Origin of the sequence: Bradyrhizobium sp. SZCCHNR1015 (assembly GCF_032489875.1) — a bacterium.
Lineage (GTDB): Bacteria > Pseudomonadota > Alphaproteobacteria > Rhizobiales > Xanthobacteraceae > Bradyrhizobium.
This window is the reverse complement of record NZ_JAUEYW010000021.1, coordinates 48,159-71,244: the sequence shown is the minus strand read 5'-3', so window position 1 is coordinate 71,244 and position 23,086 is coordinate 48,159. Positions and strand designations below refer to the sequence as shown.

25 protein-coding genes are annotated in these 23,086 nt (G+C 66.3%); 12 read left to right on the top strand and 13 right to left on the bottom strand.

Features of this window, described 5'->3' with window-relative positions; genetic code table 11:
* Nucleotides 1–7: 7 nt before the first annotated feature.
* The 3 genes from QX128_RS29700 to QX128_RS29690 are packed head-to-tail and all read right to left on the bottom strand — an operon-like array spanning nucleotide 8 to nucleotide 3,836.
* The gene (locus tag QX128_RS29700; RefSeq protein WP_316218796.1) at nucleotides 8–1,330 is read right to left on the bottom strand and encodes an MFS transporter; all 1,323 of its coding nucleotides are present in this window, start codon (nucleotides 1,328–1,330) and stop codon (nucleotides 8–10) included.
* A gap of 33 nt (nucleotides 1,331–1,363) precedes the next feature.
* Nucleotides 1,364–2,917, bottom strand: a complete 1,554-nt coding sequence (locus QX128_RS29695) for a bifunctional 3-(3-hydroxy-phenyl)propionate/3-hydroxycinnamic acid hydroxylase (RefSeq protein ID WP_316239296.1) — start codon at nucleotides 2,915–2,917, stop codon at nucleotides 1,364–1,366.
* A 25-nt stretch (nucleotides 2,918–2,942) separates the two neighbouring features.
* Complete coding sequence (locus QX128_RS29690) at nucleotides 2,943–3,836, bottom strand: VOC family protein (RefSeq protein ID WP_316239295.1); 894 nt, start codon at nucleotides 3,834–3,836, stop codon at nucleotides 2,943–2,945.
* Between the two features lie 175 nt (nucleotides 3,837–4,011).
* On the opposite strand from QX128_RS29690, the gene QX128_RS29685 reads away from it, so the two are divergent.
* The gene (locus QX128_RS29685; protein WP_315805341.1) at nucleotides 4,012–4,728 is read left to right on the top strand and encodes a GntR family transcriptional regulator; all 717 of its coding nucleotides are present in this window, start codon (nucleotides 4,012–4,014) and stop codon (nucleotides 4,726–4,728) included.
* Nucleotides 4,729–4,730: 2 nt separating this feature from the next.
* Here the strand turns inward: QX128_RS29685 and QX128_RS29680 are convergent, their stop codons facing one another.
* Complete coding sequence (locus QX128_RS29680) at nucleotides 4,731–5,387, bottom strand: TetR/AcrR family transcriptional regulator (protein ID WP_315805365.1); 657 nt, start codon at nucleotides 5,385–5,387, stop codon at nucleotides 4,731–4,733.
* Nucleotides 5,388–5,594: 207 nt separating this feature from the next.
* Here QX128_RS29680 and QX128_RS29675 point away from each other — a divergent pair, with 207 nt between their 5' ends.
* Complete coding sequence (locus QX128_RS29675) at nucleotides 5,595–6,023, top strand: CHRD domain-containing protein (protein WP_316239294.1); 429 nt, start codon at nucleotides 5,595–5,597, stop codon at nucleotides 6,021–6,023.
* A 30-nt stretch (nucleotides 6,024–6,053) separates the two neighbouring features.
* Here the strand turns inward: QX128_RS29675 and QX128_RS29670 are convergent, their stop codons facing one another.
* The 5 genes from QX128_RS29670 to QX128_RS29650 form a co-directional block, all read right to left on the bottom strand.
* Nucleotides 6,054–7,628, bottom strand: coding sequence for an EAL domain-containing protein (locus tag QX128_RS29670; RefSeq protein ID WP_315805343.1), 1,575 nt, complete (start codon nucleotides 7,626–7,628; stop codon nucleotides 6,054–6,056).
* Nucleotides 7,629–7,789: 161 nt separating this feature from the next.
* A complete protein-coding gene (locus QX128_RS29665; protein WP_316239293.1) occupies nucleotides 7,790–8,977 on the bottom strand; it encodes an MFS transporter in 1,188 nt (395 codons plus the stop codon).
* A gap of 43 nt (nucleotides 8,978–9,020) precedes the next feature.
* Nucleotides 9,021–10,385, bottom strand: a complete 1,365-nt coding sequence (locus QX128_RS29660; RefSeq protein WP_316239292.1) for an NAD(P)-binding domain-containing protein — start codon at nucleotides 10,383–10,385, stop codon at nucleotides 9,021–9,023.
* A 49-nt stretch (nucleotides 10,386–10,434) separates the two neighbouring features.
* On the bottom strand, nucleotides 10,435–10,752 hold the full coding sequence (locus QX128_RS29655; protein WP_316239291.1) for a metalloregulator ArsR/SmtB family transcription factor: 318 nt from the start codon (nucleotides 10,750–10,752) through the stop codon (nucleotides 10,435–10,437).
* A gap of 104 nt (nucleotides 10,753–10,856) precedes the next feature.
* Nucleotides 10,857–11,336, bottom strand: coding sequence for a hypothetical protein (locus tag QX128_RS29650; RefSeq protein ID WP_316239290.1), 480 nt, complete (start codon nucleotides 11,334–11,336; stop codon nucleotides 10,857–10,859).
* 76 nt (nucleotides 11,337–11,412) lie between these two features.
* Between QX128_RS29650 and QX128_RS29645 the strand changes: the two genes are divergently transcribed.
* From QX128_RS29645 to arsB, 4 genes are all read left to right on the top strand, one after another.
* Nucleotides 11,413–12,063 carry a Crp/Fnr family transcriptional regulator gene (locus tag QX128_RS29645; protein WP_316239289.1) on the top strand — a complete coding sequence of 217 codons (651 nt, stop codon included), beginning with the start codon at nucleotides 11,413–11,415 and terminating at the stop codon, nucleotides 12,061–12,063.
* 91 nt (nucleotides 12,064–12,154) lie between these two features.
* Nucleotides 12,155–12,517 (top strand): metalloregulator ArsR/SmtB family transcription factor, encoded by a 363-nt coding sequence (locus tag QX128_RS29640; protein WP_316239288.1) that lies wholly within the window; start codon nucleotides 12,155–12,157, stop codon nucleotides 12,515–12,517.
* Nucleotides 12,510–13,037: an arsenate reductase ArsC gene (locus tag QX128_RS29635; RefSeq protein ID WP_315805350.1), complete on the top strand. Its 528-nt coding sequence runs from the start codon at nucleotides 12,510–12,512 to the stop codon at nucleotides 13,035–13,037. Before QX128_RS29640 ends, QX128_RS29635 begins: the two co-directional genes overlap by 8 nt.
* A 4-nt stretch (nucleotides 13,038–13,041) precedes the next feature.
* Nucleotides 13,042–14,070 (top strand): ACR3 family arsenite efflux transporter, encoded by a 1,029-nt coding sequence (arsB, locus tag QX128_RS29630; protein ID WP_316239287.1) that lies wholly within the window; start codon nucleotides 13,042–13,044, stop codon nucleotides 14,068–14,070.
* Nucleotides 14,071–14,105: 35 nt separating this feature from the next.
* Here the strand turns inward: arsB and QX128_RS29625 are convergent, their stop codons facing one another.
* Nucleotides 14,106–14,351 (bottom strand): hypothetical protein, encoded by a 246-nt coding sequence (locus QX128_RS29625; protein ID WP_316218807.1) that lies wholly within the window; start codon nucleotides 14,349–14,351, stop codon nucleotides 14,106–14,108.
* Between the two features lie 346 nt (nucleotides 14,352–14,697).
* Between QX128_RS29625 and QX128_RS29620 the strand changes: the two genes are divergently transcribed.
* The 5 genes from QX128_RS29620 (at nucleotide 14,698) to QX128_RS29600 (ending at nucleotide 18,498) form a co-directional block, all read left to right on the top strand.
* Nucleotides 14,698–15,003: a PepSY domain-containing protein gene (locus QX128_RS29620; RefSeq protein ID WP_315805353.1), complete on the top strand. Its 306-nt coding sequence runs from the start codon at nucleotides 14,698–14,700 to the stop codon at nucleotides 15,001–15,003.
* On the top strand, nucleotides 15,004–15,669 hold the full coding sequence (locus QX128_RS29615) for a response regulator transcription factor (protein ID WP_315805354.1): 666 nt from the start codon (nucleotides 15,004–15,006) through the stop codon (nucleotides 15,667–15,669).
* A complete protein-coding gene (locus QX128_RS29610) occupies nucleotides 15,666–17,084 on the top strand; it encodes a sensor histidine kinase (protein WP_316239286.1) in 1,419 nt (472 codons plus the stop codon). Before QX128_RS29615 ends, QX128_RS29610 begins: the two co-directional genes overlap by 4 nt.
* Before the next feature lie 108 nt (nucleotides 17,085–17,192).
* Nucleotides 17,193–17,741 carry a cytochrome b gene (locus tag QX128_RS29605; RefSeq protein WP_316182968.1) on the top strand — a complete coding sequence of 183 codons (549 nt, stop codon included), beginning with the start codon at nucleotides 17,193–17,195 and terminating at the stop codon, nucleotides 17,739–17,741.
* Between the two features lie 61 nt (nucleotides 17,742–17,802).
* The gene (locus QX128_RS29600; protein ID WP_316239285.1) at nucleotides 17,803–18,498 is read left to right on the top strand and encodes a VIT1/CCC1 transporter family protein; all 696 of its coding nucleotides are present in this window, start codon (nucleotides 17,803–17,805) and stop codon (nucleotides 18,496–18,498) included.
* Nucleotides 18,499–19,268: 770 nt separating this feature from the next.
* Here the strand turns inward: QX128_RS29600 and QX128_RS29595 are convergent.
* The 3 genes from QX128_RS29595 to QX128_RS29585 all read right to left on the bottom strand — a co-directional run bounded on the left by QX128_RS29595 (nucleotide 19,269) and on the right by QX128_RS29585 (nucleotide 21,865).
* Nucleotides 19,269–20,093: a hypothetical protein gene (locus QX128_RS29595; RefSeq protein ID WP_316239284.1), complete on the bottom strand. Its 825-nt coding sequence runs from the start codon at nucleotides 20,091–20,093 to the stop codon at nucleotides 19,269–19,271.
* A gap of 717 nt (nucleotides 20,094–20,810) precedes the next feature.
* Nucleotides 20,811–21,443, bottom strand: coding sequence for a hypothetical protein (locus QX128_RS29590; protein ID WP_316239283.1), 633 nt, complete (start codon nucleotides 21,441–21,443; stop codon nucleotides 20,811–20,813).
* 146 nt (nucleotides 21,444–21,589) lie between these two features.
* The gene (locus tag QX128_RS29585; protein ID WP_316239282.1) at nucleotides 21,590–21,865 is read right to left on the bottom strand and encodes a hypothetical protein; all 276 of its coding nucleotides are present in this window, start codon (nucleotides 21,863–21,865) and stop codon (nucleotides 21,590–21,592) included.
* Between the two features lie 889 nt (nucleotides 21,866–22,754).
* On the opposite strand from QX128_RS29585, the gene QX128_RS29580 reads away from it, so the two are divergent.
* A complete protein-coding gene (locus QX128_RS29580) occupies nucleotides 22,755–23,030 on the top strand; it encodes a DUF3606 domain-containing protein (protein ID WP_316239281.1) in 276 nt (91 codons plus the stop codon).
* Nucleotides 23,031–23,086 lie beyond the last annotated feature (56 nt).

Sequence of the window (23,086 nt, the reverse complement as noted above, 5' to 3'; positions counted from 1 at the left end):
GATGTCCTCAGGTCGAAACCGCCGCTACGGCGGAGGGAGAAGCCGGTTCTTGCGCCGATTTCGCGAAGCGCGCGATGGTGCGCTCCGGGAAGATCAGCGCGAAGGCCGAGATGGCGCCAACGATCAGCACGCCGGCGGTGAAGGTCATGGCGTGGGCGTAGCCGAGCGGCGCGTTGCCGCCGGCCTCGCCGACGATCCAGCCGGTGAGCGCATTCGACACCAGCGCGGAGGCCGCGTTGCCGGAATAGATCACGACGATCAGCCGGCCGCGCTGGATTGCCGGCGCCACGGCGCCGAGCGCGACGGGGCCGAAGATCGTGGTGAGACTCGGCGCCGCGAAAGCGATCGCGATGCAGGCGAGCTGCAGCGGGCCCGAGGTGACGATGCTCAAGAGCAGCGCGCAGCCGGCGGCGAGCAGGGCGAGACCGGAGGCGTGGCCGAGGCAGGCACGCAGGCTGAAGCCTTTGCGCTGCAGAACTTGCGTCAGCCAGGAGCCGCCGAGCAGCAGCGGCGACTGGAACAGGTAGATCCCCGAGATGATCCAGCCGACATCGACCTGCTTGTAGCCGAGCCCGAGCTGCAGATAGGGCGGCAGCCAGGTCGCGGACATGCCGACGATCCAGTACGACGCGGTCGACATGATGATGACGCCGATCACGGTCGGATCGGCCCACAGCACGCGCGCCGGCAACGCCTTGTCCTTCGCCGCCGAAGCCTCCGGCGCATGGGCGGAGTAGGGTCCTTCACCACCGACGAAGAACCAGCCGAGCATCCAGGCGAGCCCGAGCAGGCCGCAGAACAGGAAGCCGGTGCGCCAGCCATGGCTCACGATGACATAGGTCAGGATCGGACCGCCAGCCAACAGACCGACGCTGATGCCCTGCAGCACCACGGCGCTCGGCACGCTGCGGCGGTCGGCGGGAAACCAATTGTAGCAGGCGTGCAGCGCGGTCGGCAGTCCCGGGCCTTCGCCGGCGCCGAGAATGATGCGGCAGATCACCAGCACGGCGATCGAGCCGGAGAAGAAGATCGGGATCTGCGTGGCCGACCAGACGGCGGCCATGATCAGGAGCAGCCATTTCACCGGGAAGCGGCCGACGACGAACATCCCGACCGCCATGCCCGACAGCGAGAACAGCAGGAAGAAGCTGCTGCCGATCAGCCCGAACTCCTTCGGGCTCAAGCCAAGCTCCTTCATCATCGGCACGGCCGAGAGGCCGAATACCAGCTTGTCGAAGAAGTTCAGCGTCTGGAACAGGAACAGCATGATGAGGACGGCGATCGCGCGTCCTCCCACACTGGGTCTGGCGGTGTCCGATGATGTCGTCATGGCGTTTCCCCGTTTGACATTCTCTTGTTTTGATTAGTGCAGTCGTTGGTTCAGCTCGCTCAGCAGCGCGGCGAGCTCCGGCGCGTCCGTCGCGACGCCGTAGACATAATGATCGGGGCGCACCAGCGCGGCGCTGCAGCCGTGGCGCTCGAACCAGCGTGCGACGACGGCGCTCTCCTCGTGCAAGCCGTGACCGCCGATGGCGATCACACTGATCCCGGCGTCGCGGGTCGCAGCGTCGATCGAGCTCGAGTTCAGCGCGCCCCGCCCGTCGAGGACGAGCCGCCATCCGGTGCCGGCGATGGTATCGAGCAGCGCTCGCCCACCACCGTCGCCGACGATCCAAGGCTGCGGAAACAGCGTGCCATTGGCCGCGTTTGCCCTGGTCGCGAGCAGTCCCTGCGTCAGCGGCGGCACGATCTCCTGCCGCGTGATGGTGCGCGGCGCGCCGCCGCCTTCGGCAAGGATACGCGCATCGCGTGCCGCTGCGGCCGCGGGATCCTGCTCGCAGATGACGCGGCCGATCGCCTTGATGCGCGTGGTCAGCTCGCGCACATGCGTGCTGCGCTCGCTCTCATAGCTGTCGAGCAGGGCCGTGGTCGATTGGCCGCGCAACACGCGCGCGAGCTTCCAGCACAGATTGGCGGCGTCGCGCAGGCCCTGGCACATGCCCTGGCCGATGAAGGGCGGTTGTTGATGCGCGGCATCGCCGGCGAGCAGGACACGACCCTGGCGCCAGCGGTGCGCGACCAGCGCATGGAAGCGGTAGCTCGCCGCGCGCCACAGTGTGGCGTCCTTGGGCCCGAGCCAGCGGGACAGCAACTGCCAGACCTGCTCCGGCTGCTCCATCGCGTGGCGGTCTTCCCCCGGCCGCAGCATGATCTCGAAGCGGCGATGGTTCCCGGGACCGATGATGTAGGTGGTCGGACGCGCGGGATCGCAGAATTGCGCCGCGGTGGCCGGGAGCTTGCCGGCGCCGCCAGCATTCACGAGAAGATCGACCACCAGCCATGGCTCGTCGAAGTCGAGATCATCGAAGCTGATGCCGAGCTGCTGGCGCACGGTGCTGGAGGCGCCGTCACAGGCGATCACGTAGTCGGCGGTGACCTCATGCGTCGTGCCGTCCGCCCGCTGCAGCACGACGGTCGCCGCCGTTGCATCCTGCCGGATCGCGACGAGGCTCGTGCCCAGCTCGACCGTCACCGACGGACAGGCGCAAACGCGATCGCGCATCATCTGTTCGACCGGCGGCTGCGTGAACACCATGCTCGGCGTGTAGCCGAGCGGGTAGGGCGGGCCGACCATGTCGATGCGGCGGATCAACTGCCCTCGTGCGCCGAAATGCTCGGACGCCGGGAACGGCGCGACGTACCGGCTGACCTGTTCGGCGATGCCGAGATTGTCGAACAGCCGCATGATCTCGTGATCGAGCGCGATCGCGCGCGGCTTGTCGTAGATCTCGACAGCGCGATCGATCGCGAGCGTTTTGATGCCCTGCATGCCGAGCAGGCTCGCGGCGATGGCGCCGGTCGGACCGAAGCCGATGACGGCAACCTCGAAATGCGTGTGATCGGACGTGGCTGACATGGAAACTCTGGAATTGGACAACGAGTCAGGCGGCGTAGCCGACCGCGAGCTGCGCGGCCTTGACGTGCTCGGCCTTGGGCGGCGCAATGCCCCATTGGTCGGTGCGGCCGGGCGGCCAGACCCAATGCTCCGGCCCACGCACGACGTAGTCGTCGTCGACCTGCAGCACCTCGGCGGTGTATTCGATCACGGTCCCGACGGGATCGATGAAGTAGGCGAAGACATTGTCGCCGGGGCCGTGGCGGCCGACGCCCCAGGCGATCGGATGGCCGGCATCGATCATGCGGCCCGCGCCGCGCATCACGCCTTCCCAGGTCGGCATCAGGAAGGCGACGTGGTTGAGGCCGTTCACCTTGGCGGCGGCGATCACCACCGCATGGTGATCGGAGTTGCAGCGGACGAACGCCATCGCCGCGGAGCGATCGGTCAGCTTGAAGCCGAGCGCCTTCTCGTAGAACGCAGCCGTGCGATCGACGTCGGTGCTGTTGAGATTGACGTGGGCGAGCCGCTCGGGGAGCTCGGGCCGCGGTGGCCTGGTGTCGTGCCTGAGGTCGTCATGAACGAAGCGCAGCACGCCGCCTTCGGGGCCGCGCAGGCTCATGATCATGCCGCCGTCGGGACCGGGGTTCGGCGCTGGCGCTGCGATCAGCGTCGCGCCTTCATGGATGGCGTTGCGGCTGACGGCATCGAAATCACTGGACTCGGCGAGGCGGAAAGTCACCGCCTTCAACTCGGTACGCTCGCTCTGGTGCAGCGCTACGACATGATGATCGCTGCCGGTCGCACGGAGATAGACGATGCCGCGGGCCTCCGCGACGCGCTCCAGCCCCCAGGTCTGTCGATAGAACGCTTCCGAACGCGCGAGATCTGGCGTGCCCAGATCGACGCTGCGCAGAGCCGCGACCGGAAACCGGGTCATGAGCGTGTCCTCCTGCGCGATGCCCGGGTGAGGACGCGCGACGTTTCTATCCCTGGCCGGGCAAAACCGGCTCGTCCTTTTTATTACATAAAAAATAGTAATCAATCAGAATTTATAAATTTTATGTTCTGTAGCCTCGCTCTATACATGTCGTCTGATTCAGAGGAGATCGGGCGTGGATGCGGTTTTGGAGGCCGAGGGGCAGGGCCCGTCGACGCAGGCGAGTCATGTGTATGACCGGCTGCGCGAGGACCTGCTGTCCGGCCGGCTGGCGCCGTCGCGCAAGCTGCAGATGCGGTTTTTGACCGAGACCTATCAGACCGGGCAGACACCGCTGCGCGAGGCGCTCAACCGCCTCACTGCCGACGGACTGGTCGAGGTGCGCGAGCAGCGCGGCTTCTACGTCAAGGACATCAGCCGCGCCGAGCTCGCCGAGCTGACCAAGACCCGCTGCTGGGTCGAGGCGCTGGCGCTGCGCGAGTCGATGGCGGCGGCGACGCCTGATTGGGAGGAGCAACTGGTGCTGGCGCAGCATCGGCTCAGCCGCGCGCCGCGCTCGCTCAGCGCGACCACGTTCGAGGACAATCCGGAGTGGGAGAGGCTGCACCGGATCTATCATCGGGTCCTGATCTCGAACTGCGGCTCGCAGTCGCTGATCGCGTTCTGCGGCCAGCTTGCCGACCAGCTCTATCGCTACCGCCGGCTGTCGATCCGCAAGGCGTTTCCGTCACGCCCCGTCGGCGACGAGCACGCCGACATCGTGAACGCCGTGCTTGACGCCGACACCGAACGCGCGGTTGCGCTGCTCACGGCGCACTATCAGCGCACCGCCGACGTGATCCTGCAGGACGAGACGATCTTTCCGGAGCTGCGCAAGGACAAGCAGATTTAGGATCACGTCGTCGCGGCGAGGAAGAAGTCGACGCGCTTCTCGACATGCGCCTGGGCTTCCTTCTTCAGGGTGCGCATGTCCTCGCCGAGCAGGCTGCGGATCAGCACGGCGAACACGACGAGATCGAGGAAGATCCGTGCGCTGTCCTCGATGCGATCGGCCGAGAACGCGCCCTTGCCGGCAAGGCCTTCGGCGCGCGCGAGCTCGCCGATCGCATGGCTCACATTGCAGGTGGCGCGCTTGCGCGCGGTGTCCTGGATCTCGAGCGTCAGCTCGGGAAACCGCGGATTTTCCGCAATCGCGGTCCGCATCAGGCCGATCGTGTCTTCGACGAAGGCGCGCTCGATCAGGGTGAGTCCGAGGCTGATCAGCCGGGCGCGGAAGGTGCGGCCCTGCGGCACCAGGTTCTCATATTGGGTGTTGCGCGCGGCATGGCGGGCGATCACGGCCGCGAACAGCGCGGCCTTGCTGGGAAATCGCGCGTAGATGGTCGGCTTGCCGGCACGCGCGGTCTGCGCGATCTCGTCGACGCTCGCGCCCTCGAAGCCGTTTGCGAGGAACACCGTCTTTGCCGCATCGAGAATGCGCTCCTCGACCTCGCCGGCACGTTCGAGCGGAGGCCGCCCCACCTTGCCGCGCGCCGTCTTGGAAGCAACCATTCGATCCGCCATGGCTTTCTTTCTTTCGAGGCTTTCTTTCGCGGCCTTTGTGTTCCCGTCCTGTTTGGCACAGGGGTCCGGATTGTTCAATCAACGCGGCCGGGGGCCGCTGCTCATGCCTGGGGCGTTAACGCGTTCCACGGAATATCGGCTTGCCCGTGGGGTCTCGAACACTGAGACTGCACAAAACGATTGAGGAGGAAAACCATGGGACGGACATTCGTTCATTTGTCGTTGCTCGCGGTCGCCTGCGTCGCGGCCGCGCCTATTGCGCGCGCTGAAACCGTCATCTTGAAGTCCGAGCTCAAGGCCGCCAACGAGGTGCCGCCGAACGCGTCCACCGCGTCGGGCGCGGCCGAAGCGAGCTTCGACACCGCCACCAGGACGCTGAGCTGGAAGGTTACCTATTCGGGCCTCACCGGGCCGGCGATGGGAGCGCATTTCCACGGTCCCAGCGAGGCCGGCAAGAATGCCGGCATCGTGCTGCCGTTCAAGAGCCCGGAGACCCCGATTACCGGTTCGGCCGTCATCACGGACGCTCAGGCGGCCGATCTGCTGGCCGGCAAATGGTACGCCAACGTTCATACCCAGGCGAACCCAGGCGGCGAGATTCGCGGACAGATGACCCGGCAGTGAGGCGCGTGCCCGACGCGCGCGGGCTCGCCGTCACGCGGCCAGTTCCGGTTCGCCGGCCTGGCCGGGAACGGCCGAGGCCCGGCGCACGTCGAGGAACTGCTTGAAGCGCCCGAGCGACAGCGGCGGCGCAACCAGATAGCCCTGGCCTTCCTCGACGCCGCAGGCGATCAGCGCATCGACCTGCTCCTGATGCTCGATGCCCTCGGCGACCACGGACATGTCGAGCTCGCGCGCCAGCGCCACCAGCATCTGCACCACCACGATGGCGGACTGGTCGCGGGTGATCGCGTCGACGAAGAACTTGTCGATCTTCAGGATGCGCGCGCCGAGCCGCTGGATGTAGGACAGGCCGCTATGGCCGATGCCGACGTCGTCGAGTGCGACGCGGAAGCCGAGCTCGCTGAGCTCCTTCACGACATCAGTCGCCTTGGCGAGATCGGCGAGCTCCTCGCGCTCGGTGACCTCGAGCACGACCTGGCGGGTGGAGACCGATGACGACGCGACCGTCTTGCGCAGATCGTCGATGAAGCGGTCGCCGAGCAGGTGGCGCGGGGTGACGTTGACGGACAGCTTGAACAGCTTGTCCTGCTTCATCTCCGGCTGCAGCTCGCGCAAGGCGGTCTTGAGGAGCTGCCAGGTCAGTCTCTCGATGCGGCCGGAGCTCTCGGCGAGCGGGATGAAGCTCATCGGCGGGATCAGCCGGCCGTCCGGCTTCTCCCAGCGCGCCAGGATCTCGCAGCCGACGATGTCGCCGGTCTTCAGTCGGAAGGTCGGCTGCACATAGGGCTTGAACTCGTTGGCCGCGAGCGCGCGGTCGAGCTCGGCGACCGGGTCCACCGGCCGGCTGAGGTAGCTCGCCAGCAGCAGGCCGAACATGCCGCCCAGCGTGCCGGCGGCGAGCATCGTCAGGAGATAAGCGAGGTCGCCGCGCGCGCTCAGGCTCTGCGGCCGCACATGGATCGTGGCCTGCAGCGGATAGCGGTCGGACACGGTGGTGAACGCGACGGTCTGCGCCGGCGATCTGGCGGATGCGTCGGGATGATAGCCGGCCACCTGCTCGCCATCGGGCAAAGTCAGGGTGACGTTGCTCTCGGCGCGCAGGCCGACCGGCATCACGTCCAGCAGATTGCCGTCGATGCGCAGGATCGCCGCCAGCGACCGTTGCGGGTCGATGTCGCGCATCACGCCGAACGCGGCGCCGGTGAACTGCTCGACGCGGAACAGCCGCAGCTCGCCGTCGGCGGACTTGAACATCTCGTCGCGCCGCGCCCAGCCATTGTCGAATTCCAGTGTTTCGGAATAGGCCGCGCACTTGACCGCGCCGTCGCGATCGACGGTGCGGATGTCCTTGATGATGGTGCCTTGATAGACGTGAAGGCGCAGCGCCTGCAGCGCGACGGCGCTGCAGTCCATCGGTCCTTTCGCGATCAGACGGTTCAGGATCGATCCGGCCGAGTCGATCGCGGCCTCGGAACGGCGCAGCGCCAGCTTGCTGAGCTCGCTGAGCTGCCGCGCGGTCTGGTTGCCGATCAGCGCGGTCACGGCGAGATCGGCGCCGGCCAGGAAGATCCCGACGCAGGCGACCACCGCCGCGACACGAAGCATGTGTTTACGTTGCAATGCCATCGTGTCGTGAACGCCCCCGTATGACCACGGGTATCCTTCAATCCAACCTTCAACTTTCCGTATATGCGCCCCAGGATGCCCGTCCGCAGCGGCACGGTGGGCCGTGAGCGCAGGAAGCTGGTTAATGAAAGGCTACCGGCTCAGGCCGCCTTGTCGGTGGTGTCGAGCGGCATCGCCGTCTCGGCGCGCTCGGCCGGCAGCAGCATCAGGGCGGCGAGCGCCGACAGGCTCAGGCTCGCCGACACGATCAGCACGCCGCGGCCGAGCCCGTCGATGAGCAGGCCGAACAGCAGCGGCGCGAAGGCCTGGCAGATCCGCGACGGCGCCCCGATCAGGCCGAGCCGGTAGGCGTAGTTGACGGGGCCGAAGATCGCGAGTGGCAGCGTGCCGCGAGCAATGGTCAGGATGCCGTTGCCGGAGCCGTGCAGCAGCGCGAAGGCCGCCGCCGCGCCGCCGCCGAACAGCCCGATTGTCACGGCGCCGATCGGATGGGTGATACAGGCGAGCCGCGCCGAGGCGAGCGGATGGAAGCGGCTGAGGAAGCCGGCCTCGAACACGCGCGCGGCGACCTGCGCCGGCCCGATCATCATGCCCGCGAACAGCGCCTGTGCAGGGGTTGCGCCGAAGGCCTGCATCAGCCGCGGCAGATGCACCGCCATCGCCGCGGTCACGGTCCAGGCCGCCGCCATCGCGAACGCGATCAGGATCATGGGACGATCGAGCGGAATGTTCGGCTTGCCCCCCGGCATCTCGCCGGGTGCCATCTGGGTCGCGCGCGGCAGCGACAGATTGAGCGGCAGGCCGATCACGAGATGCGCGATCGCCCAGGCAAAGCAGGTCTCGCGCCAGCCGATGGTGGCGAGCCCCCAGGTGCTCAGCGGCCAGCCGACGGTGGAGGCAAAGCCCGCGATCAGGGTGATGCCGGTGATCGCGCCGCGCGCATCCTTGCCATAGATGCGCCCGAGCGCGCCGAACGCGGCGTCATAGAGGCCGAGCCCCATGCCGACGCCGAGCCACAGCCACGCCAGCGCCATCACCCACAGCGAATGCGACAGGCCAAGCAGCGCGAGCCCGATCGCCAGCACGATGTTGGAGCCGCACAGCACCTGGCGGCCGCCGACGCGGTCGATCTGGCGGCCGATGCGCGGACCCAACAGGCCGGAGATGATCAGCGAGGCGGAGAAGGCAGCGAAGAACCAGTTGTTGGACAGGCCGAGATCCCTCGCGATCGGGTCGGCGAGGATGGCGGGCAGATAGTAGCTCGATCCCCAGGCCAGCGTCTGGGCGGTGCCGAGAGCGATGACCACGCCCAGCCGTCTTGCCTGCATTCCCGTCGACCTCTCCTCAGTTCTGGGTCACGAAGTCTCGGCGTCATGAGCAGCCGCAGCCGCTGCGGCCAGCCGCCTTGGCTTTGGCGTCATCGGCACAGCAACTGTCTACGCCCGATGGCGCCGGTCCGCCACAGCAGCCGGGCAGGGCTGCAATGCTCTCCACTCCGCCGCGGGTGCAGACGCCGGTCTCCGGCAGCTTCAACTCGACACGATGCGCGGCGGCCTTGTCGCCGGCGATGTCGGCGGTGATCGAACGGACCTGCTCATAGCCCGTCATCATCAGGAAGTTCGGCGCGCGGCCATAGCTCTTCATGCCGGCGAGATAGAGCCCGGGCTCGTCGGCCTGCGCCAGCTCGCGCGCGCCATGCGGCCGCACCGTGCCGCAGGAATGCTCGTTCGGATCGATCAATGGCGCGAGCGCCACAGGGGCCTCGATCGCAGGATCGAGCCGCAGGCGCAGTTCCGCCAGCAGCGACAGATCGGGGCGGAAGCCGGTGGCGACGATCAGCTCGTCGGCGGTGACGTGGCGGTCGCCGTCCGCGGCGATCCGCAACCGGCCGTCGTCATCGGTGATCCCGATGACGCCGAAGCCGGACTCGAGCCGGATGCGGCCCGAACGCACCAGCGCGGCAAAGGCCAGGCCGAGCTCGCCGCGCGCGGCGAGCTGGTCGGCGCTGCCGCCGCCGAATGCCTTCGCGGGATCGTCGCCGCGCAGCAGCCAGATCGCCCGCGTGCCCGGCGCGACCTCGGCCAATGCGGCCAGATCGATCAAGGTGCCGATCGCCGAGTGGCCGGCGCCGAGCACCGCGACCGTCTTGCCGGCATAGCGGCTGCGCTGCGCGCCGCGGACGTCCGGCATCGCGTAGGCGATGCGCGCCGCATGCGCGGCTTCGCCGAGCGCGGGCAGCCCGCTATGGCCGGCAGGATTGGGCGAGAACCAGGCGCCGGAGACATCGATGACGGCGTCGGCCTGCAGCGCCGCCTCGCCCTTGCCGTTGTGGGCGCGAATCTCGAACGGCGCATCGGCGCGTCCCTTCGACTTCGCCTTGTCGAAGCCGGCGCGGCCGATCGCGGTGACGCGATGCGAGGTTCTGATGACGTCGCGCAGCGCGGTGCGCGTTGCAAGCGGTGCCAGATATGTCTCGATCAGCTCGCGCCCGGTCGGATAGGCCTCGGGCTCGGGCGAATTCCATCCCGACTCAGCGAGCAGCCGCGCCGCCGCGCTATCGATGTTGTACTTCCACGGCGAGAACAACTGGACGTGCTGCCATTGCCGCACCGCATGCGCGGCTTCCGCACCCGCTTCCAGCACGACCGGGGTCAGGCCGCGCTCCAGCGCGTGGGCGGCGGCCGCCAGCCCGACCGGCCCGGCGCCGATGATTGCGACCGTCTTGGCGTCCGTCATGGCATTTCTTCCCATACTTCTAGAATGATCGAATTAAAGGGCGAAATCATCAGGCCGCCGGCCGCGCCGTGCTGCAGCCTTGCTCCTCGACGCAGCACTCGGAGACGAGAAATCCGAGCAGCGACCGCATCAATTCGTATTCGGCGTGACAGACCAGCGTCGTGCCCTCGCGCTGCTGCGAGATCAGCCCGACCGCGACCAGCGTCTTGACGTGATGCGACAGCGTCGACGCCGGGATCTTCAGCCGCTCCTGCAACCGGCCGACCGGCATCCCGGCATGCCCGGCGCGCACCAGCGCGCGGTAGATCTTCAGGCGCGTGGTGTTGCCGAGGGCTTCCAGGCGGGCAGCGGCGTCATCGAGCTTCATGGCGTGGAGGATGCGGCATGCGGGATGCCCGAGTCAAACGTTATTTCTAGAATAATGGAAATAACGCGCCGCGATGCATCGGCGGTGGGAGGCCGTCCGGCGCGCTATCGCAGCCGGTAGCCGGCATGGCAGCCCACGCAGGCCGCCATCGTCTCGCCGAGCGCCTTCAGCGCCGGCTTGAGGTCGCCGGTCACGCCCGCATTCTGCGCTTCGATGGCGAAGCGGCTCGCCGCCTTGTGCATGGTGGTGCCGGCCTCCTGCATGCCCGGGGGCATGAACCCGGCCACCTCGGCGGCGCCGTGCAGCCGCAGCGAGCTCATGCCCAGGCGCTGCTCGGCGATCTGGCCGGCCTTGTCCGGCTCGCCCGCCGCGAGCGCGTCGTTGATCTGCTGCAGCGCCAGCAGATGGTCGCGCATGTTGGCAAGCGTATGCTCGGCGAGGTCGGGCGGGAACGCCACCCGCTCGCGCGGGTCCGCCGGAAGCATCCCGTGGCTGCCATGGTCGTGATGGCCGTGGTGCTGCGCCGTCGCGATGCCGGCGGATGCGACGAGGGCCAGCGTAACGGCGGCGAGACGCAGGCGCATGAGGACCTCCATTGAGCGAACGCGGTGACGTCTTCCCTAGACCGCGCAGCCGGACGGCGCATATGATCCAGATCATATGCCGAGGATTGACCATCTCCCGCCCGAGGGCACGCGCCCCCCGCTCGACTGGCGCGCTCTTGCACGGCTGTCGCCGTTGCTCGCCGCGCTGCCCGCGGCCGCGCGGTTGCGGACTCGGCGCATCCAGGTGCCGCGCCAGGGCACGGTGTTCTGTCGGGGTGATCGGCCGCGGGCGATGTTCTTCGTGCTGACCGGCGAGGTGAGGCTGGTGCGCCGCTCGCGCGCCGGCGACGACATCGTCCTGCAGCGGGCCCGCCGCGGCTTTCTCGCCGAGGCCAGCCTCGACCAGTCGACGTATCATTGCGACGCCGTCGCGGCGCAGGATTCGGCGCTGCTGGCGATCGACCGCAAGGCCTTCGCCGAGGCGCTGCGCCGTCCCGAGATCGGGGACCGATGGTGCGATCATCTCGCCCGCGAGTTGCGCAAGGTCCGGGCGCAGTCGGAGCGGCTCAGCCTGAAGACGGCGCGCGAGCGGATCGTGCACTTCATCGAGACCGAAGGGGAGGGCGGCGAGGTCGAGCTCGGCCGGTCGAAGAAGGACTGGGCCGCGGAGCTCGGCGTCACCCATGAAGCGCTCTATCGCGCGCTGGCGCGCATGGCGCAGCACGGCGAACTCATCGTCGACGGCACCCGCCTGCGCTTGCGATGAGCCTTCCAGTCTGCGGAGCCTCTCGCTCCCTCGTGCATTCCTGGTGCGGCCGGCCTTGACGTTTGCTGGTTATATCGATAATTCTGGATATATGGAAAACGAACAAGCCGTTCTGGCCTTGGCGGCGCTGGCGCAGCCGACGCGCCTGCAGGCCTTCCGCACGCTGGTGCAGCACGAGCCCGACGGGCTGCCGGCGGGCGAGCTCGCGCGTCTGCTGGAGGTACCGCAGAACACGCTGTCGGCACATCTCTCCGTGCTCGCCCGCGCCGGCCTCGTCAGCTCGATCAGGCACAGCCGCTCGATCGTCTACCGGGCCGATCTCACGCAGTTTCGCGAGGTCGCGCTGTTTCTGCTGCAGGACTGCTGCGGCGGCCGGCCGGAGGTCTGCGCGCCGGTCATCGCAAGTCTCACCCCCTGCTGTCCGCCGAAGCGCAAGGAGAAGAGCCGTGTCTGACCGCATCTACAATGTCTTGTTCCTCTGCACCGGAAATTCGGCGCGCTCGGTGCTCGCCGAGTCGATCCTGCGCAAGGACGGCGCCGGCCGTTTCCGCGCCTTCTCCGCCGGCAGCACGCCGAAGGGCGCGGTGCATCCGTTGGCACTCGAGACGCTCGCGCGCATGGACTATCCGACCGACGATCTGCGCTCGAAGAGCTGGAGCGAGTTCGCCGCCGCCGGCGCGCCGGCGATGGATTTCGTCTTCACGGTCTGCGACAACGCCGCCGGCGAGGCGTGCCCGATCTGGCCGGGGCAGCCGATGACGGCGCATTGGGGCATCGAGGATCCGGCGGCGGCCGCAGGCACGGAGCTGGAGAAGCTCGCGGCGTTCACGACCGCCTTCCGCTATCTGAAGAACCGGATCGACGCCTTCATCAATCTGCCGCTCGGCCGCATCGATTCGATGTCGCTCGGCACGCGGCTGCGCGCGATCGGGACGGGCGAGGGCGCAACGTCGTTCCGCTCCGACGTGGCCTGATCCGATGACGATCTTCGAGCGCTATCTGACGGTCTGGGTCCTGCTCTGCATCGTCGTCGGTATCGGTCTCGGCCATCTGATGCCGGGGCTGTTCGCGGCTGTCGCGTCGGCGGAGGTGGCGCGGGTCAATCTGCCGGTCGCGGCCCTGATCTGGCTGATGATCATCCCGATGCTGCTGAAGATCGATTTCGCCGCGCTCGGCAACGTGAAGGAGCATTGGCGGGGCATCGGCGTCACCCTGATCGTGAACTGGGCGATCAAGCCGTTTTCGATGGCTCTGCTCGGCAGCATCTTCATCGGCCACGTGTTCGCGCCGATGCTTCCCGCAGGCCAGTTGTCGTCCTACGTGGCGGGTCTGATCCTGCTGGCGGCGGCGCCGTGCACGGCGATGGTGTTCGTCTGGTCGAATCTGTGCGACGGCGAGCCGCACTACACGCTGAGCCAGGTCGCGCTCAACGACGTCATCATGGTGTTCCTGTTTGCGCCGCTGGTGGGCCTGCTGCTCGGCGTCGCCTCGATCTCGGTGCCCTGGACAACCCTGCTGCTGTCGGTGCTGCTCTATATCGTCGTGCCGGTCATCGTCTCGCAACTCTGGCGCCGTGCGTTGCTGCGTAGCACGGACGGGGCGTTGGAGCGCGCCTTGCGGGTGCTGCAACCGGTCTCGCTCGTGGCGCTGCTCGGGACGCTCGTGCTGCTGTTCGGCTTCCAGGGCGAGCAGATCCTGAAGCAGCCGGTCGTCATCGCGATCCTGGCCGTGCCGATCCTGATCCAGGTCTATCTGAACGCGGGGATCGCCTATTGGCTGAGCCGCCGGCTCGGCGTGGCCTGGTGCGTCGCGGCTCCGGCCGCCTTGATCGGCGCCAGCAATTTCTTCGAGCTGGCGGTTGCCGCCGCGATCAGCCTGTTCGGGCTCGACTCGGGGGCTGCGCTCGCGACCGTCGTCGGGGTTCTCGTCGAAGTCCCCGTGATGCTCTCGGTCGTGCGCATCGTCAAGGCGACGCGTCGCTGGTACGAAGCGGGCCTGCCGGCCTAGCCTTGGTCCGTGCCTTGGTCAGAAGCCGGTTCGCCTCACCGCCGCGGCTCGTCCTGATCGTCGTCGTCGCCTTCGCGGTCCCGGCGCGCGGGCTCGTAGCTCAGCAGCTGGCTGTCGGCCCGCGCATGCAGCGCCGCGAGATGCGCATAGGCCGCCAGGGTGCCGACATCGGCACGGGCCACCGGCACCAGCGTGGGTGCCGTCTCCCGGCCGGCTTGTGACATCCCCAGGAGGCCGCCCAGCCCCGCCAGCACGGCTGCCAATGTCATCGTCTTACGCATTCTCGTCTCCGAACTCACCGCGCCCCCGGCTCGCTCCGTCCGGGCGGGATCATGTCGCAACGAGGCTGACGGCATCCTGTCAGGTTGAGTCAGCGAGACGTCAGCTTGTCTCGGGCAGGATGCCGATCCCTTGCGAGTTTCCACCCGCGCATCGGCCTGAGCGCAATTCCGACATCGGAAGTTCAAACTAAAATCCGCACCAGCTCCTTAGCATCTGCGAACGCTCCGCAAGTCGACCCCCGCAATTCGAACCCAGTGGCGCGCGCGCAACGAATGACGACGAGCTTTGAAGATCAGAGCGTCAGGCCCCGGGAAGATCATGCATTTGCCTCAAATCGGACGGTTCATGCGCATCACGGCATTTGCGATGCTGATCTCGACGGCGGCGTCCGCGGCGACGGTGGCGCGCGAGGACGATCGCGAGCGCCGTGATGCCGTGCGTCGCGCGGTGGAGGCGGGCGACGTCCTACCGCTGTCGCAGATCCTGCCGAGATTGCGCGGCCGGATCGCCGGCGACGTGATGGGAATCGATGTCGACCGCCAGCGTGGCCGCTGGCGGTATGAGTTTCGGGTGATCGGCCGTGATGGCCGCGTGCGCGAGGTCTATGTCGATGCGCGCAGCGGCGAGATCGAGCGGATCGAGGAAAAATAGATGCGTGTGCTGCTGGTCGAGGACGATCCGCGGCTGTCGTCCGACCTGGCGCGGACGCTGCAGGCGGCGGGCTATCTGGTCGAAACGTCCGACAACGGCGAGCAGGCCTGGTTTCTCGGCGACACGGAGGATTATGGCGCCGTGATCCTCGATCTCGGCCTCCCCGGCATGGACGGCCTGTCGGTGCTGAAGCGCTGGCGCGGCGCGGCGCGGCATATGCCGGTGCTGATCCTGACGGCGCGCGCGAGCTGGGCCGAGCGGGTCGACGGCATCGATGCCGGCGCCGACGATTATCTGCCGAAGCCGTTTCGCAACGAGGAGCTGCTGGCGCGACTGCGCGCGATCATCAGGCGCTCCGCCGGCCATGCCGCTCCGGTGCTTTCGTCGGGCGACCTGATGCTCGACGAGCGCCAGATGAAGGTCAGCCTGTCCGGCGTGCCGGTGACGCTGTCGCAGCTCGAATACCGGCTGATCGCCTATCTGCTGCGGCAGAGCGGCCGCGTCGTGCCGCAGCATGAGCTGGAGGAGAACGTCTACGGTCTCGGCCACGAGCACGACTCCAACGCGCTCGAGGTGCTGATCCGGCGCGTGCGCAAGAAGCTCGGCGCCGACATCATCGAGACCCGCCGCGGCTTCGGCTACATGATCCCGGAGACGACGGAATGAGGCTCGGCTCGCTGCGGCTGCGACTGGTGGCGGCGGGCACCATCGCGCTGCTGGTCGCGCTCGGCGTCGCCGGCTTCGGCATGGTCGTGCTGTTCAAGCGCCACGTCGCGCGCACGCTCGCCTCCGATCTCGACATCCACCTGCGTCAATTGCTGAACGGCCTCGAGGTCGATGCGGAAGGGCGCATCGTGGTCGCGCGGCCGCCGGCCGATCCGCGCTTCGTGGTGCCGCTGTCGGGGCTGTACTGGCAGATCTCGGACGATCACGGCCAGTTGCTGCGCTCGCGCTCGCTGTGGGACACCATCCTGCCGCTGCCCATCGACGAGCCCGGACCGAGCGACGTGCATCAGCATGAGCTCGCCGGGCCGGATGGCGAACACGTGCTGGTTGCCGAGCGCGGCATCCTGATGAATCCGGAAAGCCAGATCCGCGTGCGCGCGGCCGTGGCCTACGACCTCGACGGCGCCACCAGTGCGGTGCGGACCTTCGCCAAGGATCTGTCGATCGCGCTCGCCGTGCTGGCCGTCATCCTCGCCGTCGGCACCTCGGTTCAGGTCACGCTCGGCCTGCGTCCGCTCGGCGTGCTGCGCCGTGGCGTCGCCGAGATCCGCAGCGGCCGGCGCCAGCATCTTCCCGTGGACGTGCCGACCGAGGTGGCGCCGCTGGTCGAGGAGGTCAACGCGCTGCTCGATGCGCAGAGCCGCGAGATCATGCGCTCGCGCAGCCGTGCGGCCGATCTCGCCCACGGCTTCAAGACGCCGCTCGCCGCACTCGCGGCCGACGCCGCGCGCTTGAAGGAGCTCGGCCAGATCGAGCTGGCGCGCAATGTCGAGGATGTCGCCGAGGCGATGAGCCGGCAGGTCGATCGCGAGCTGGCGCTGGCGCGGCTGCGCGGCAAGGCTCGCGGCGGGCCGGAGGCCGCAACCGAGCTGGCGCCGCTGGTGAATGCGCTGCTCGGGACGCTCGGCCGCACGCCGGCGGCCGCCCATGTCAGCTTCGATGGCGAGGTGCCTCCAAGCCTGCGCGTCGGCATGGACCGCACGGATCTCGCCGAGGTGCTCGGCAATCTCCTGGAGAACGCCGCGCGTCATGCGGCGAGCACGGTTCGCATCGTCGCCAGTGCGACCCCTCTGATCGTCACTGTCGAGGACGACGGTCCGGGCATTCCGGACGCGAAGATCGGCCGCGTGCTCGAGCGCGGCGGCCGCCTCGATGAGCAGGGGCCGGGCAGCGGGCTGGGGCTCGCGATCGTGCAGGACGTGCTCGAAGCCTATGGCTGGCGGCTGCACATCGGACGTTCCCAGCTCGGCGGCGCCAGGATCACGATCGCGCCGGCCATCGTCTCGGCGCTCCGCTGGTCGCAGCCCGCGACGTCGCAGGCCACCCCGGCGCCGTCCATTCTGACAGCAGGCTGACATCCCGCGTCAGCGGCGCAACGCCCCCGGTCGGCTATTTCCTCCGGTCCTACCACCCCGCGCTCCGGCCTGCCGGCAGCGGGGCCCAATGGCCGAAGGAAGCTGATCATGCGCATTCGAAACTCCGCCAAGACGTATGGCTCCGTCGCGATCGCACTGCACTGGATCGTCGCCGTGCTGGTGCCGGCGGCCTGGATTTCAGGCCATCTCGGCGACGTGCTGCCACGTCCCGCTCATGACATGGGCCTGTTCATGCACGTCTCGCTCGGGCTGTCGATGCTCGGCTTCGCGCTGGCGCGCCTGGCCTGGCGCCTGGCCGATCCGCCGCCGGTGCCTGAAGCGACCAAATTCGGCGCGTGGACCGTTCATGTCGGCGAGATCACGCATCTGCTGATCTACGGCATCATGTTCGCCATTCCGGTGCTTGGCATCGTCACCCAGTTTGCCCGCGGCTACGGCTTGCCGGTGTTCGGCCTGTTCGAGATCGCCTCACCCTGGATCGGCGACCGCGGCTTCGCCCACGACATGAAGGAGATGCACGAGGCGCTGGCCAATGGCCTGATGATCCTGATCGGCCTGCACGCAGGCGCCGCCTTGCTGCACCATTACTGGCTGCACGATCGCACCCTGCGGCGGATGGTGCCGGGACTGCGGTGATCGCGCCTGTCATCCGGGCCTGCTAAGAAGGTCTCCGTCGAACACGCCATCGGAGGCCGCCATGCCGGCAACGCCGCACATCGAAAAGCACTTCACCGCGTCGGAGGTCGTCCGCGACGTCGTCATCGGCATGGCCGACGGCCTCACCGTGCCGTTCGCGCTCGCCGCCGGTCTTTCGGCGGCGGTCGCCAGGACCGACGTGATCGTCACGGCCGGCCTCGCCGAGGTCGTCGCCGGCGCGATCGCGATGGGGCTCGGCGGCTATCTCGCCGCCCGCTCCGACGCAGAGCACTACGCCGCCGAGGAGAAGCGGGAGCACGACGAGATCGAGAAGCTCCGCGGTCGCGAGGTCGAGGAGGTCGCGGCGATCTTTCGCGGTTATGGTCTCGAAGGCCAGGCCTTGACCACCGTGGTCGACGCCATCGCGTCCGATCGCAAACGGTGGGTCGACTTCATGATGCGCTTCGAGCTCGGTCTCGAACGCCCCGATCCGAAGCGCGCGCCGGTCAGCGCCGTGACCATCGGCGGCTCCTACGTGATCGGCGGCCTGATCCCGCTGATCCCCTATATGCTGGCACCCGATATCTCATCGGCACTCCGCATCTCCGTGGTGGCCACCGGCATCGCGCTCCTGATCTTCGGCGCCATCAAGGGCCACTTCACCGGCGTCAACAAGATCAAGTCCGCGCTGCAGACGGCGCTGGTCGGCGGCCTCGCCGCCGGCGCCGCATTCTGGCTGGCGCATCTGTTCGGGTAGGGCGGGATAGGATTGCGGCTGCGACATTCGCGAGCCCGTCACGGGTCTTGGTGGTTCCGCCTGCCATGCGGCGCAACGCGTCCGCACGTCACTTTGCCAACCGCAGCCAAGATATCTCCCCACGTCATTCCGGGGCATCGCGAAGCGATGAGCCCGGAATCCATAACCACGAACTGCTGTGGCGTGCGTGACGGCGGCGACGAGCTTCTTGGGCCCTAGGGGCATCCTGAGTATGGATTCCGGGCTCGCGCTGACGCGCGCCCCGGAATGACGACGAGAGGAGAGCTGCCAAGCGCACTTGCATCCGTGCGTGCAGGACCATTCCACGTAGATCGTCAATCCATCGGGGACGAGGAAGCATAAGCGACAACGCCGCGTCGCATCGTGCCCACCACATTCGGGCGGTGGCAATGGTGGTCACGCGCAGCCGGACGGCAGGGCGTGCCACCTCGACGCAAGCGTCAAGAATGATGGCACGCCGGATCAACGAGCACGGTGTCGTCCCGGCGAACGCCGGGACCCATAACCCCAGGGAGCGGTTTGGGGCAGGCACGTTGGCGCGGATGCACGGCGGGCACGCGCCGCCCTTGCCAGCTCGACGCAGCGTCAACAATGATTGATGGCACGCTGGATCAACGAGGTGTCGTCGGGTGGGCAAAGGCGCGCCGGGATACGGCCTCGTCAGGCGAGCTTTCGCGCGAGCCGTGCCCACCGCCCGCACCCAGCGCCCCGATGGTGGGCACGCGGCCTTTGGCCTCGCTTTGCCTACCCTACGGCGGCGTCTGCCGCGGGAAGCCCGGAGCCGTCGGAACTTGATGCGGCTCTTCCGAAACGTGAAACGTATCTTCCCCGTAGGACAACTGATGCTGCCTCCGCCGGTCAAAAAACATCCAAGCCGGACTTTTTGACCAATCACCCTTGAAGTCTGCCTTGAGGGTCGCTGGAGCGACTTTCTCAAGAAGATCTTCGGGTGGTCGATTCGTTGCTTCAGCGACGGCCGAAACGATGCGTGGCCTTTCAGTTTCGCTTACGCCGTCAAAATAAGGATTGCGATCGAAGCTAAACCCTCGCCATGCTTTCGGTTCATCAGCGCTGTCCAAGAAGTAGCCGTCATATCTGGCCCCATCGACCCCAGTTCGATCTCGACTTATCCCAAGGCAGAGTCGGGCTATGTCCAACTTCTTATGTTCTTTCATCGCAGCCTTGAATGCGTCGTCTATCGCGCCAGCTTTGGGCCCACTATCCCACGGTTCGGCATCCTGCCCTCCTGCGAACTCTTTCACCGCAGCCCGGCAAAGACCCGCATAGACAACAACAAGACGATTATCGCTCAAACGAAACGGCAGGACGGAACCGATTTCTTGCCTGCACACGCCACCTGTGCTGATCCGAATGTTCTGCAACTCCCCGGTTGCCGCTGAGGCGTACTGTTCGCCTTTGACCTCAATCGTGACATTCAAGCGATATGCAAAGCGAACACCGCAGAAGGGATTAAGTGAAAACCGGGGCTGGTCTCGCTCGTAAGCAATGACGAGCGCTGCAATCGCGCCGACGAAGACAAGGCAGACTACCCAGACCATAGAGCGGCGGAACATTATATCAGCCCGAGCAAACGACTCTGTCGCAGCTATGTTACGCACAAATTGATGCTTCGTGAAATGCACCTCGCGCATTGCTTAGATGTTCGCTTAGGGTCAGAAACCGACTACCAGTCACCGTCTCAGGCGCGATAGGAGCGCGGCCGCGTTCGACTGCCTCGCAGCCCACCTGATGTTATGTTCGCCATCGATCTGCACCCAACCTGTACGTTCAGGCATGTCGCTCCCATCAAGTGAGTTGAAAGTGCATGTTGCCCTTTCGCGAATGACGGCACCGATAGGCTCCTGAGCTTGGTAATCGATCAGCGCGACATACTGAACCGGCGACACTCGCGCGACTTCGGCTATAGCTTCCCTGGCTGCTGGAGAAACAGCTCGTATCGGGTCCTTGAAGAACTCGTCGAACGTGATTGTCTTGCGAGAGTCGTCTACACTAATGCGTTCATAGGTGGAGGGAACAGCCAGCCTCTCCTTAATGGCTCTATCACATGTCTGCACAAAATGAGACGTGAAGGATGGATAGCCACGCGGGTAATTCGCTTATCTCCAGTCGCTGGCCTTTTTCCAACTGCACCTCTCTGATGAAGTCATCGAGAATTTGCTGCGCTGTCTTTGCCACGGCCTGACCATTCACTGTTGTAAGCACAATCGGGTTACCAAAGACGCTATGGCACGGAGAGCTCGCGACGTCAGCAACGGGGTCAGAAGCGCCCGTCACTGATTGGGTTTCGCGAGGTCGGACAAGCGCGGCGCATCCCATATCGTGCTCCAATCGCCAATGCCGTTTCGCCGGACCTCTACGCGAAGAAGCACAAAATTAGACGGCGGCCCGTCGAACCGATACGTATATCGTGCAGGGATATTTGAGATATCCGATGTTGTTTCAGCTCTGAAGAAGCCAGCGTCTTTGTCCCAAGTCAAAAAGCCAGGAGCGTCACCAGATGCTCCGATCCCATCCGGGTAAGCGAGGAACGGGAATTTAATGGCCAATGGCTTCTGCAAGTCTGACAGGTCGAACGCCCGTTGAGTTGTCTTCAATGGCCCTCCACAAGGGACAAGAGCGAGACGGCCATGCGCAACGCGGATGAAATGAATTGGCGCCACCCTAAGACCATCCTCATACCGGCAGCCGGATTGTTCAACGGCCAGCTTCAGAAAGTTCGGCACGTGCTGAGGGTCGGAAACTTCGAACGCCGTCCGCCCTTGAGCGAGGTTGAACCACTCTCGGCGGAGGTCCCGCAAAACGTCTGCGCCCGAGCGGTCTTGTGAAAGTCCTGCTGTTAAAAACGTGAGTAGGAACAGGCCTGCCAGGAAGATGGGCGAAAGAATTGCATTGATACCGCGCATTCTATCACCCTACTCACCCGAGGACGGCGCATCGATGTGCAAGTTCCGCTGTGGGTCATAACCGCCGGTCGGGATCCCGAGACACAACGTCCGGCCTGTGCCGGACATCGTAGAGACCGTTAGTATCCCAAATGATGCGCAGGCAGTTAATGAACTTTAACCGAAGAGGCGTCACTACCGGTCGAAATTCGCCTCACTTGATTGCGCAGAAGCGTCGCTTGTTCATTGCATTCGCCAAGCGTTGCATTGAGCGGCAGCCCTAACCGACGCAAACGGCCGACGATAATCAATGTCGAGAGAACGGACGCGAGCAAACACGAAAAGAGAATTGCGCTGGTGGGTTGTCCTTGCCAAAGAAGGATCGGAATAAGACCGAGTACAACCCACAAAACATTGTTCAGAACCATCGGCAGGCTATTCATCGAGCGGCCTCATTTCGGCGGTTGTGCAAAAAGTATGGCACAGCCTTGAGCCAAGTGTCCATCCGCGAGCTTGCGATGCTACCTCCCAGCTCCTAGTCAGCTCCGGGTCTTGGTCGTGTAAAAACGGACACAGCGAGGGGCAAAACCGGACGTGGCTTTGTCGCTCGTATGGGGGCTGACGTCCTGCATCCAAATCCTTCTTGAAGCACGGCGCAAATCGGAGTGCTCGGGTCGACTCCGGTCGCGGGCTCCCGCCTTTCGTTCGGCCGACCGGCGCAAGGACAGCCCGACCGGCACCCCTTCGAACGCGTGCGAAAAGGCGCTCGCCGTCGACCAAAAATTTCTATTTCGCGTTTCCAGAAAACGTGCTACAGCATCACCATCCCGTGCTCCTCGAGAGGGGCGCTTCGCGATCGTCACGGAACGTTGGGCGCGGGATGCGGTGGCTGCAGGGTGACGCAGCGTGGGGCGACCCGCGCGGACGAACGGCAGCTTGCGGACGCGAAGTCGCGTGGTCCTGGCGCCCCGACGCTGGCGCCAAGTCCTCGGGCGATGATCCCGAGGGCGACGGTGGCTCACAAGCCGGACACCGGGGAGATCGCGTATAAGCGTGAAAACCATCGCGCGGGGAATGCCGGGATGTCTCGGTTGAACCTGTGGTGACTGCCGCCTGCTTTTTTTCTGCAGGCGGGCCATGGGGGCGGCCAGCTCCCGGCATTCCCCGTGCCCTCTGCCTGATCAGGGGGCAACATCGATGACATCCCTCGGGCGCATGGCGCCGCGCGGTCGGTGACGCACGTCTTCGTGGCGACGCCCAGAGGGGAGGGAGCCCCGTCGCGGGAACCAAATTCCGCAGCCAAGGTTAGCTGGCATGCAGGAGACCCCCCACATGCGCCGTCCGAAAATTCAGCCGTCCCGCAACAAGCTCGACATGGCCGATCAGGCCCAGGTCCGCGTGGTGACCAAGCGGCTGAAGATGTCGCCCGGCGAGTTGGCTGCGATGGTCGAGCGCATCGGCAACTCCATCGCGGCCATCACCAAGGAAGTCGCGCTGCAGCGGGCCGCGAAGGCTTCGGCGCCGGAAGGAGCGGTCATCGCCTCGGTGACGGTGACCGAGACCAAGGCGGAAGTGATCATGCCGGACGAGACGCCGGCGGCAACCTAGCAAGCGGCGGCGCGGATCATCGAGACGCCCGGCAATCAATCCGGGCATTGGACGAA

Bases quoted from the DNA above. Each gene is read 5' to 3' on its own strand.
- QX128_RS29700 (WP_316218796.1), bottom strand. From the start codon at position 1,330: ATGACGACATCATCGGACACCGCCAGACCCAGTGTGGGAGGACGCGCG.
- QX128_RS29695 (WP_316239296.1), bottom strand. From the start codon at position 2,917: ATGTCAGCCACGTCCGATCACACGCATTTCGAGGTTGCCGTCATCGGC.
- QX128_RS29690 (WP_316239295.1), bottom strand. From the start codon at position 3,836: ATGACCCGGTTTCCGGTCGCGGCTCTGCGCAGCGTCGATCTGGGCACG.
- QX128_RS29680 (WP_315805365.1), bottom strand. From the start codon at position 5,387: ATGGTTGCTTCCAAGACGGCGCGCGGCAAGGTGGGGCGGCCTCCGCTC.
- QX128_RS29675 (WP_316239294.1), top strand. From the start codon at position 5,595: ATGGGACGGACATTCGTTCATTTGTCGTTGCTCGCGGTCGCCTGCGTC.
- QX128_RS29670 (WP_315805343.1), bottom strand. From the start codon at position 7,628: ATGCTTCGTGTCGCGGCGGTGGTCGCCTGCGTCGGGATCTTCCTGGCC.
- QX128_RS29665 (WP_316239293.1), bottom strand. From the start codon at position 8,977: ATGCAGGCAAGACGGCTGGGCGTGGTCATCGCTCTCGGCACCGCCCAG.
- QX128_RS29660 (WP_316239292.1), bottom strand. From the start codon at position 10,385: ATGACGGACGCCAAGACGGTCGCAATCATCGGCGCCGGGCCGGTCGGG.
- QX128_RS29655 (WP_316239291.1), bottom strand. From the start codon at position 10,752: ATGAAGCTCGATGACGCCGCTGCCCGCCTGGAAGCCCTCGGCAACACC.
- QX128_RS29650 (WP_316239290.1), bottom strand. From the start codon at position 11,336: ATGCGCCTGCGTCTCGCCGCCGTTACGCTGGCCCTCGTCGCATCCGCC.
- QX128_RS29645 (WP_316239289.1), top strand. From the start codon at position 11,413: ATGCCGAGGATTGACCATCTCCCGCCCGAGGGCACGCGCCCCCCGCTC.
- QX128_RS29640 (WP_316239288.1), top strand. From the start codon at position 12,155: ATGGAAAACGAACAAGCCGTTCTGGCCTTGGCGGCGCTGGCGCAGCCG.
- arsB (WP_316239287.1), top strand. From the start codon at position 13,042: ATGACGATCTTCGAGCGCTATCTGACGGTCTGGGTCCTGCTCTGCATC.
- QX128_RS29625 (WP_316218807.1), bottom strand. From the start codon at position 14,351: ATGCGTAAGACGATGACATTGGCAGCCGTGCTGGCGGGGCTGGGCGGC.
- QX128_RS29620 (WP_315805353.1), top strand. From the start codon at position 14,698: ATGCGCATCACGGCATTTGCGATGCTGATCTCGACGGCGGCGTCCGCG.
- QX128_RS29615 (WP_315805354.1), top strand. From the start codon at position 15,004: ATGCGTGTGCTGCTGGTCGAGGACGATCCGCGGCTGTCGTCCGACCTG.
- QX128_RS29610 (WP_316239286.1), top strand. From the start codon at position 15,666: ATGAGGCTCGGCTCGCTGCGGCTGCGACTGGTGGCGGCGGGCACCATC.
- QX128_RS29605 (WP_316182968.1), top strand. From the start codon at position 17,193: ATGCGCATTCGAAACTCCGCCAAGACGTATGGCTCCGTCGCGATCGCA.
- QX128_RS29600 (WP_316239285.1), top strand. From the start codon at position 17,803: ATGCCGGCAACGCCGCACATCGAAAAGCACTTCACCGCGTCGGAGGTC.
- QX128_RS29595 (WP_316239284.1), bottom strand. From the start codon at position 20,093: ATGTTCCGCCGCTCTATGGTCTGGGTAGTCTGCCTTGTCTTCGTCGGC.
- QX128_RS29590 (WP_316239283.1), bottom strand. From the start codon at position 21,443: ATGCGCGGTATCAATGCAATTCTTTCGCCCATCTTCCTGGCAGGCCTG.
- QX128_RS29585 (WP_316239282.1), bottom strand. From the start codon at position 21,865: ATGAATAGCCTGCCGATGGTTCTGAACAATGTTTTGTGGGTTGTACTC.
- QX128_RS29580 (WP_316239281.1), top strand. From the start codon at position 22,755: ATGCGCCGTCCGAAAATTCAGCCGTCCCGCAACAAGCTCGACATGGCC.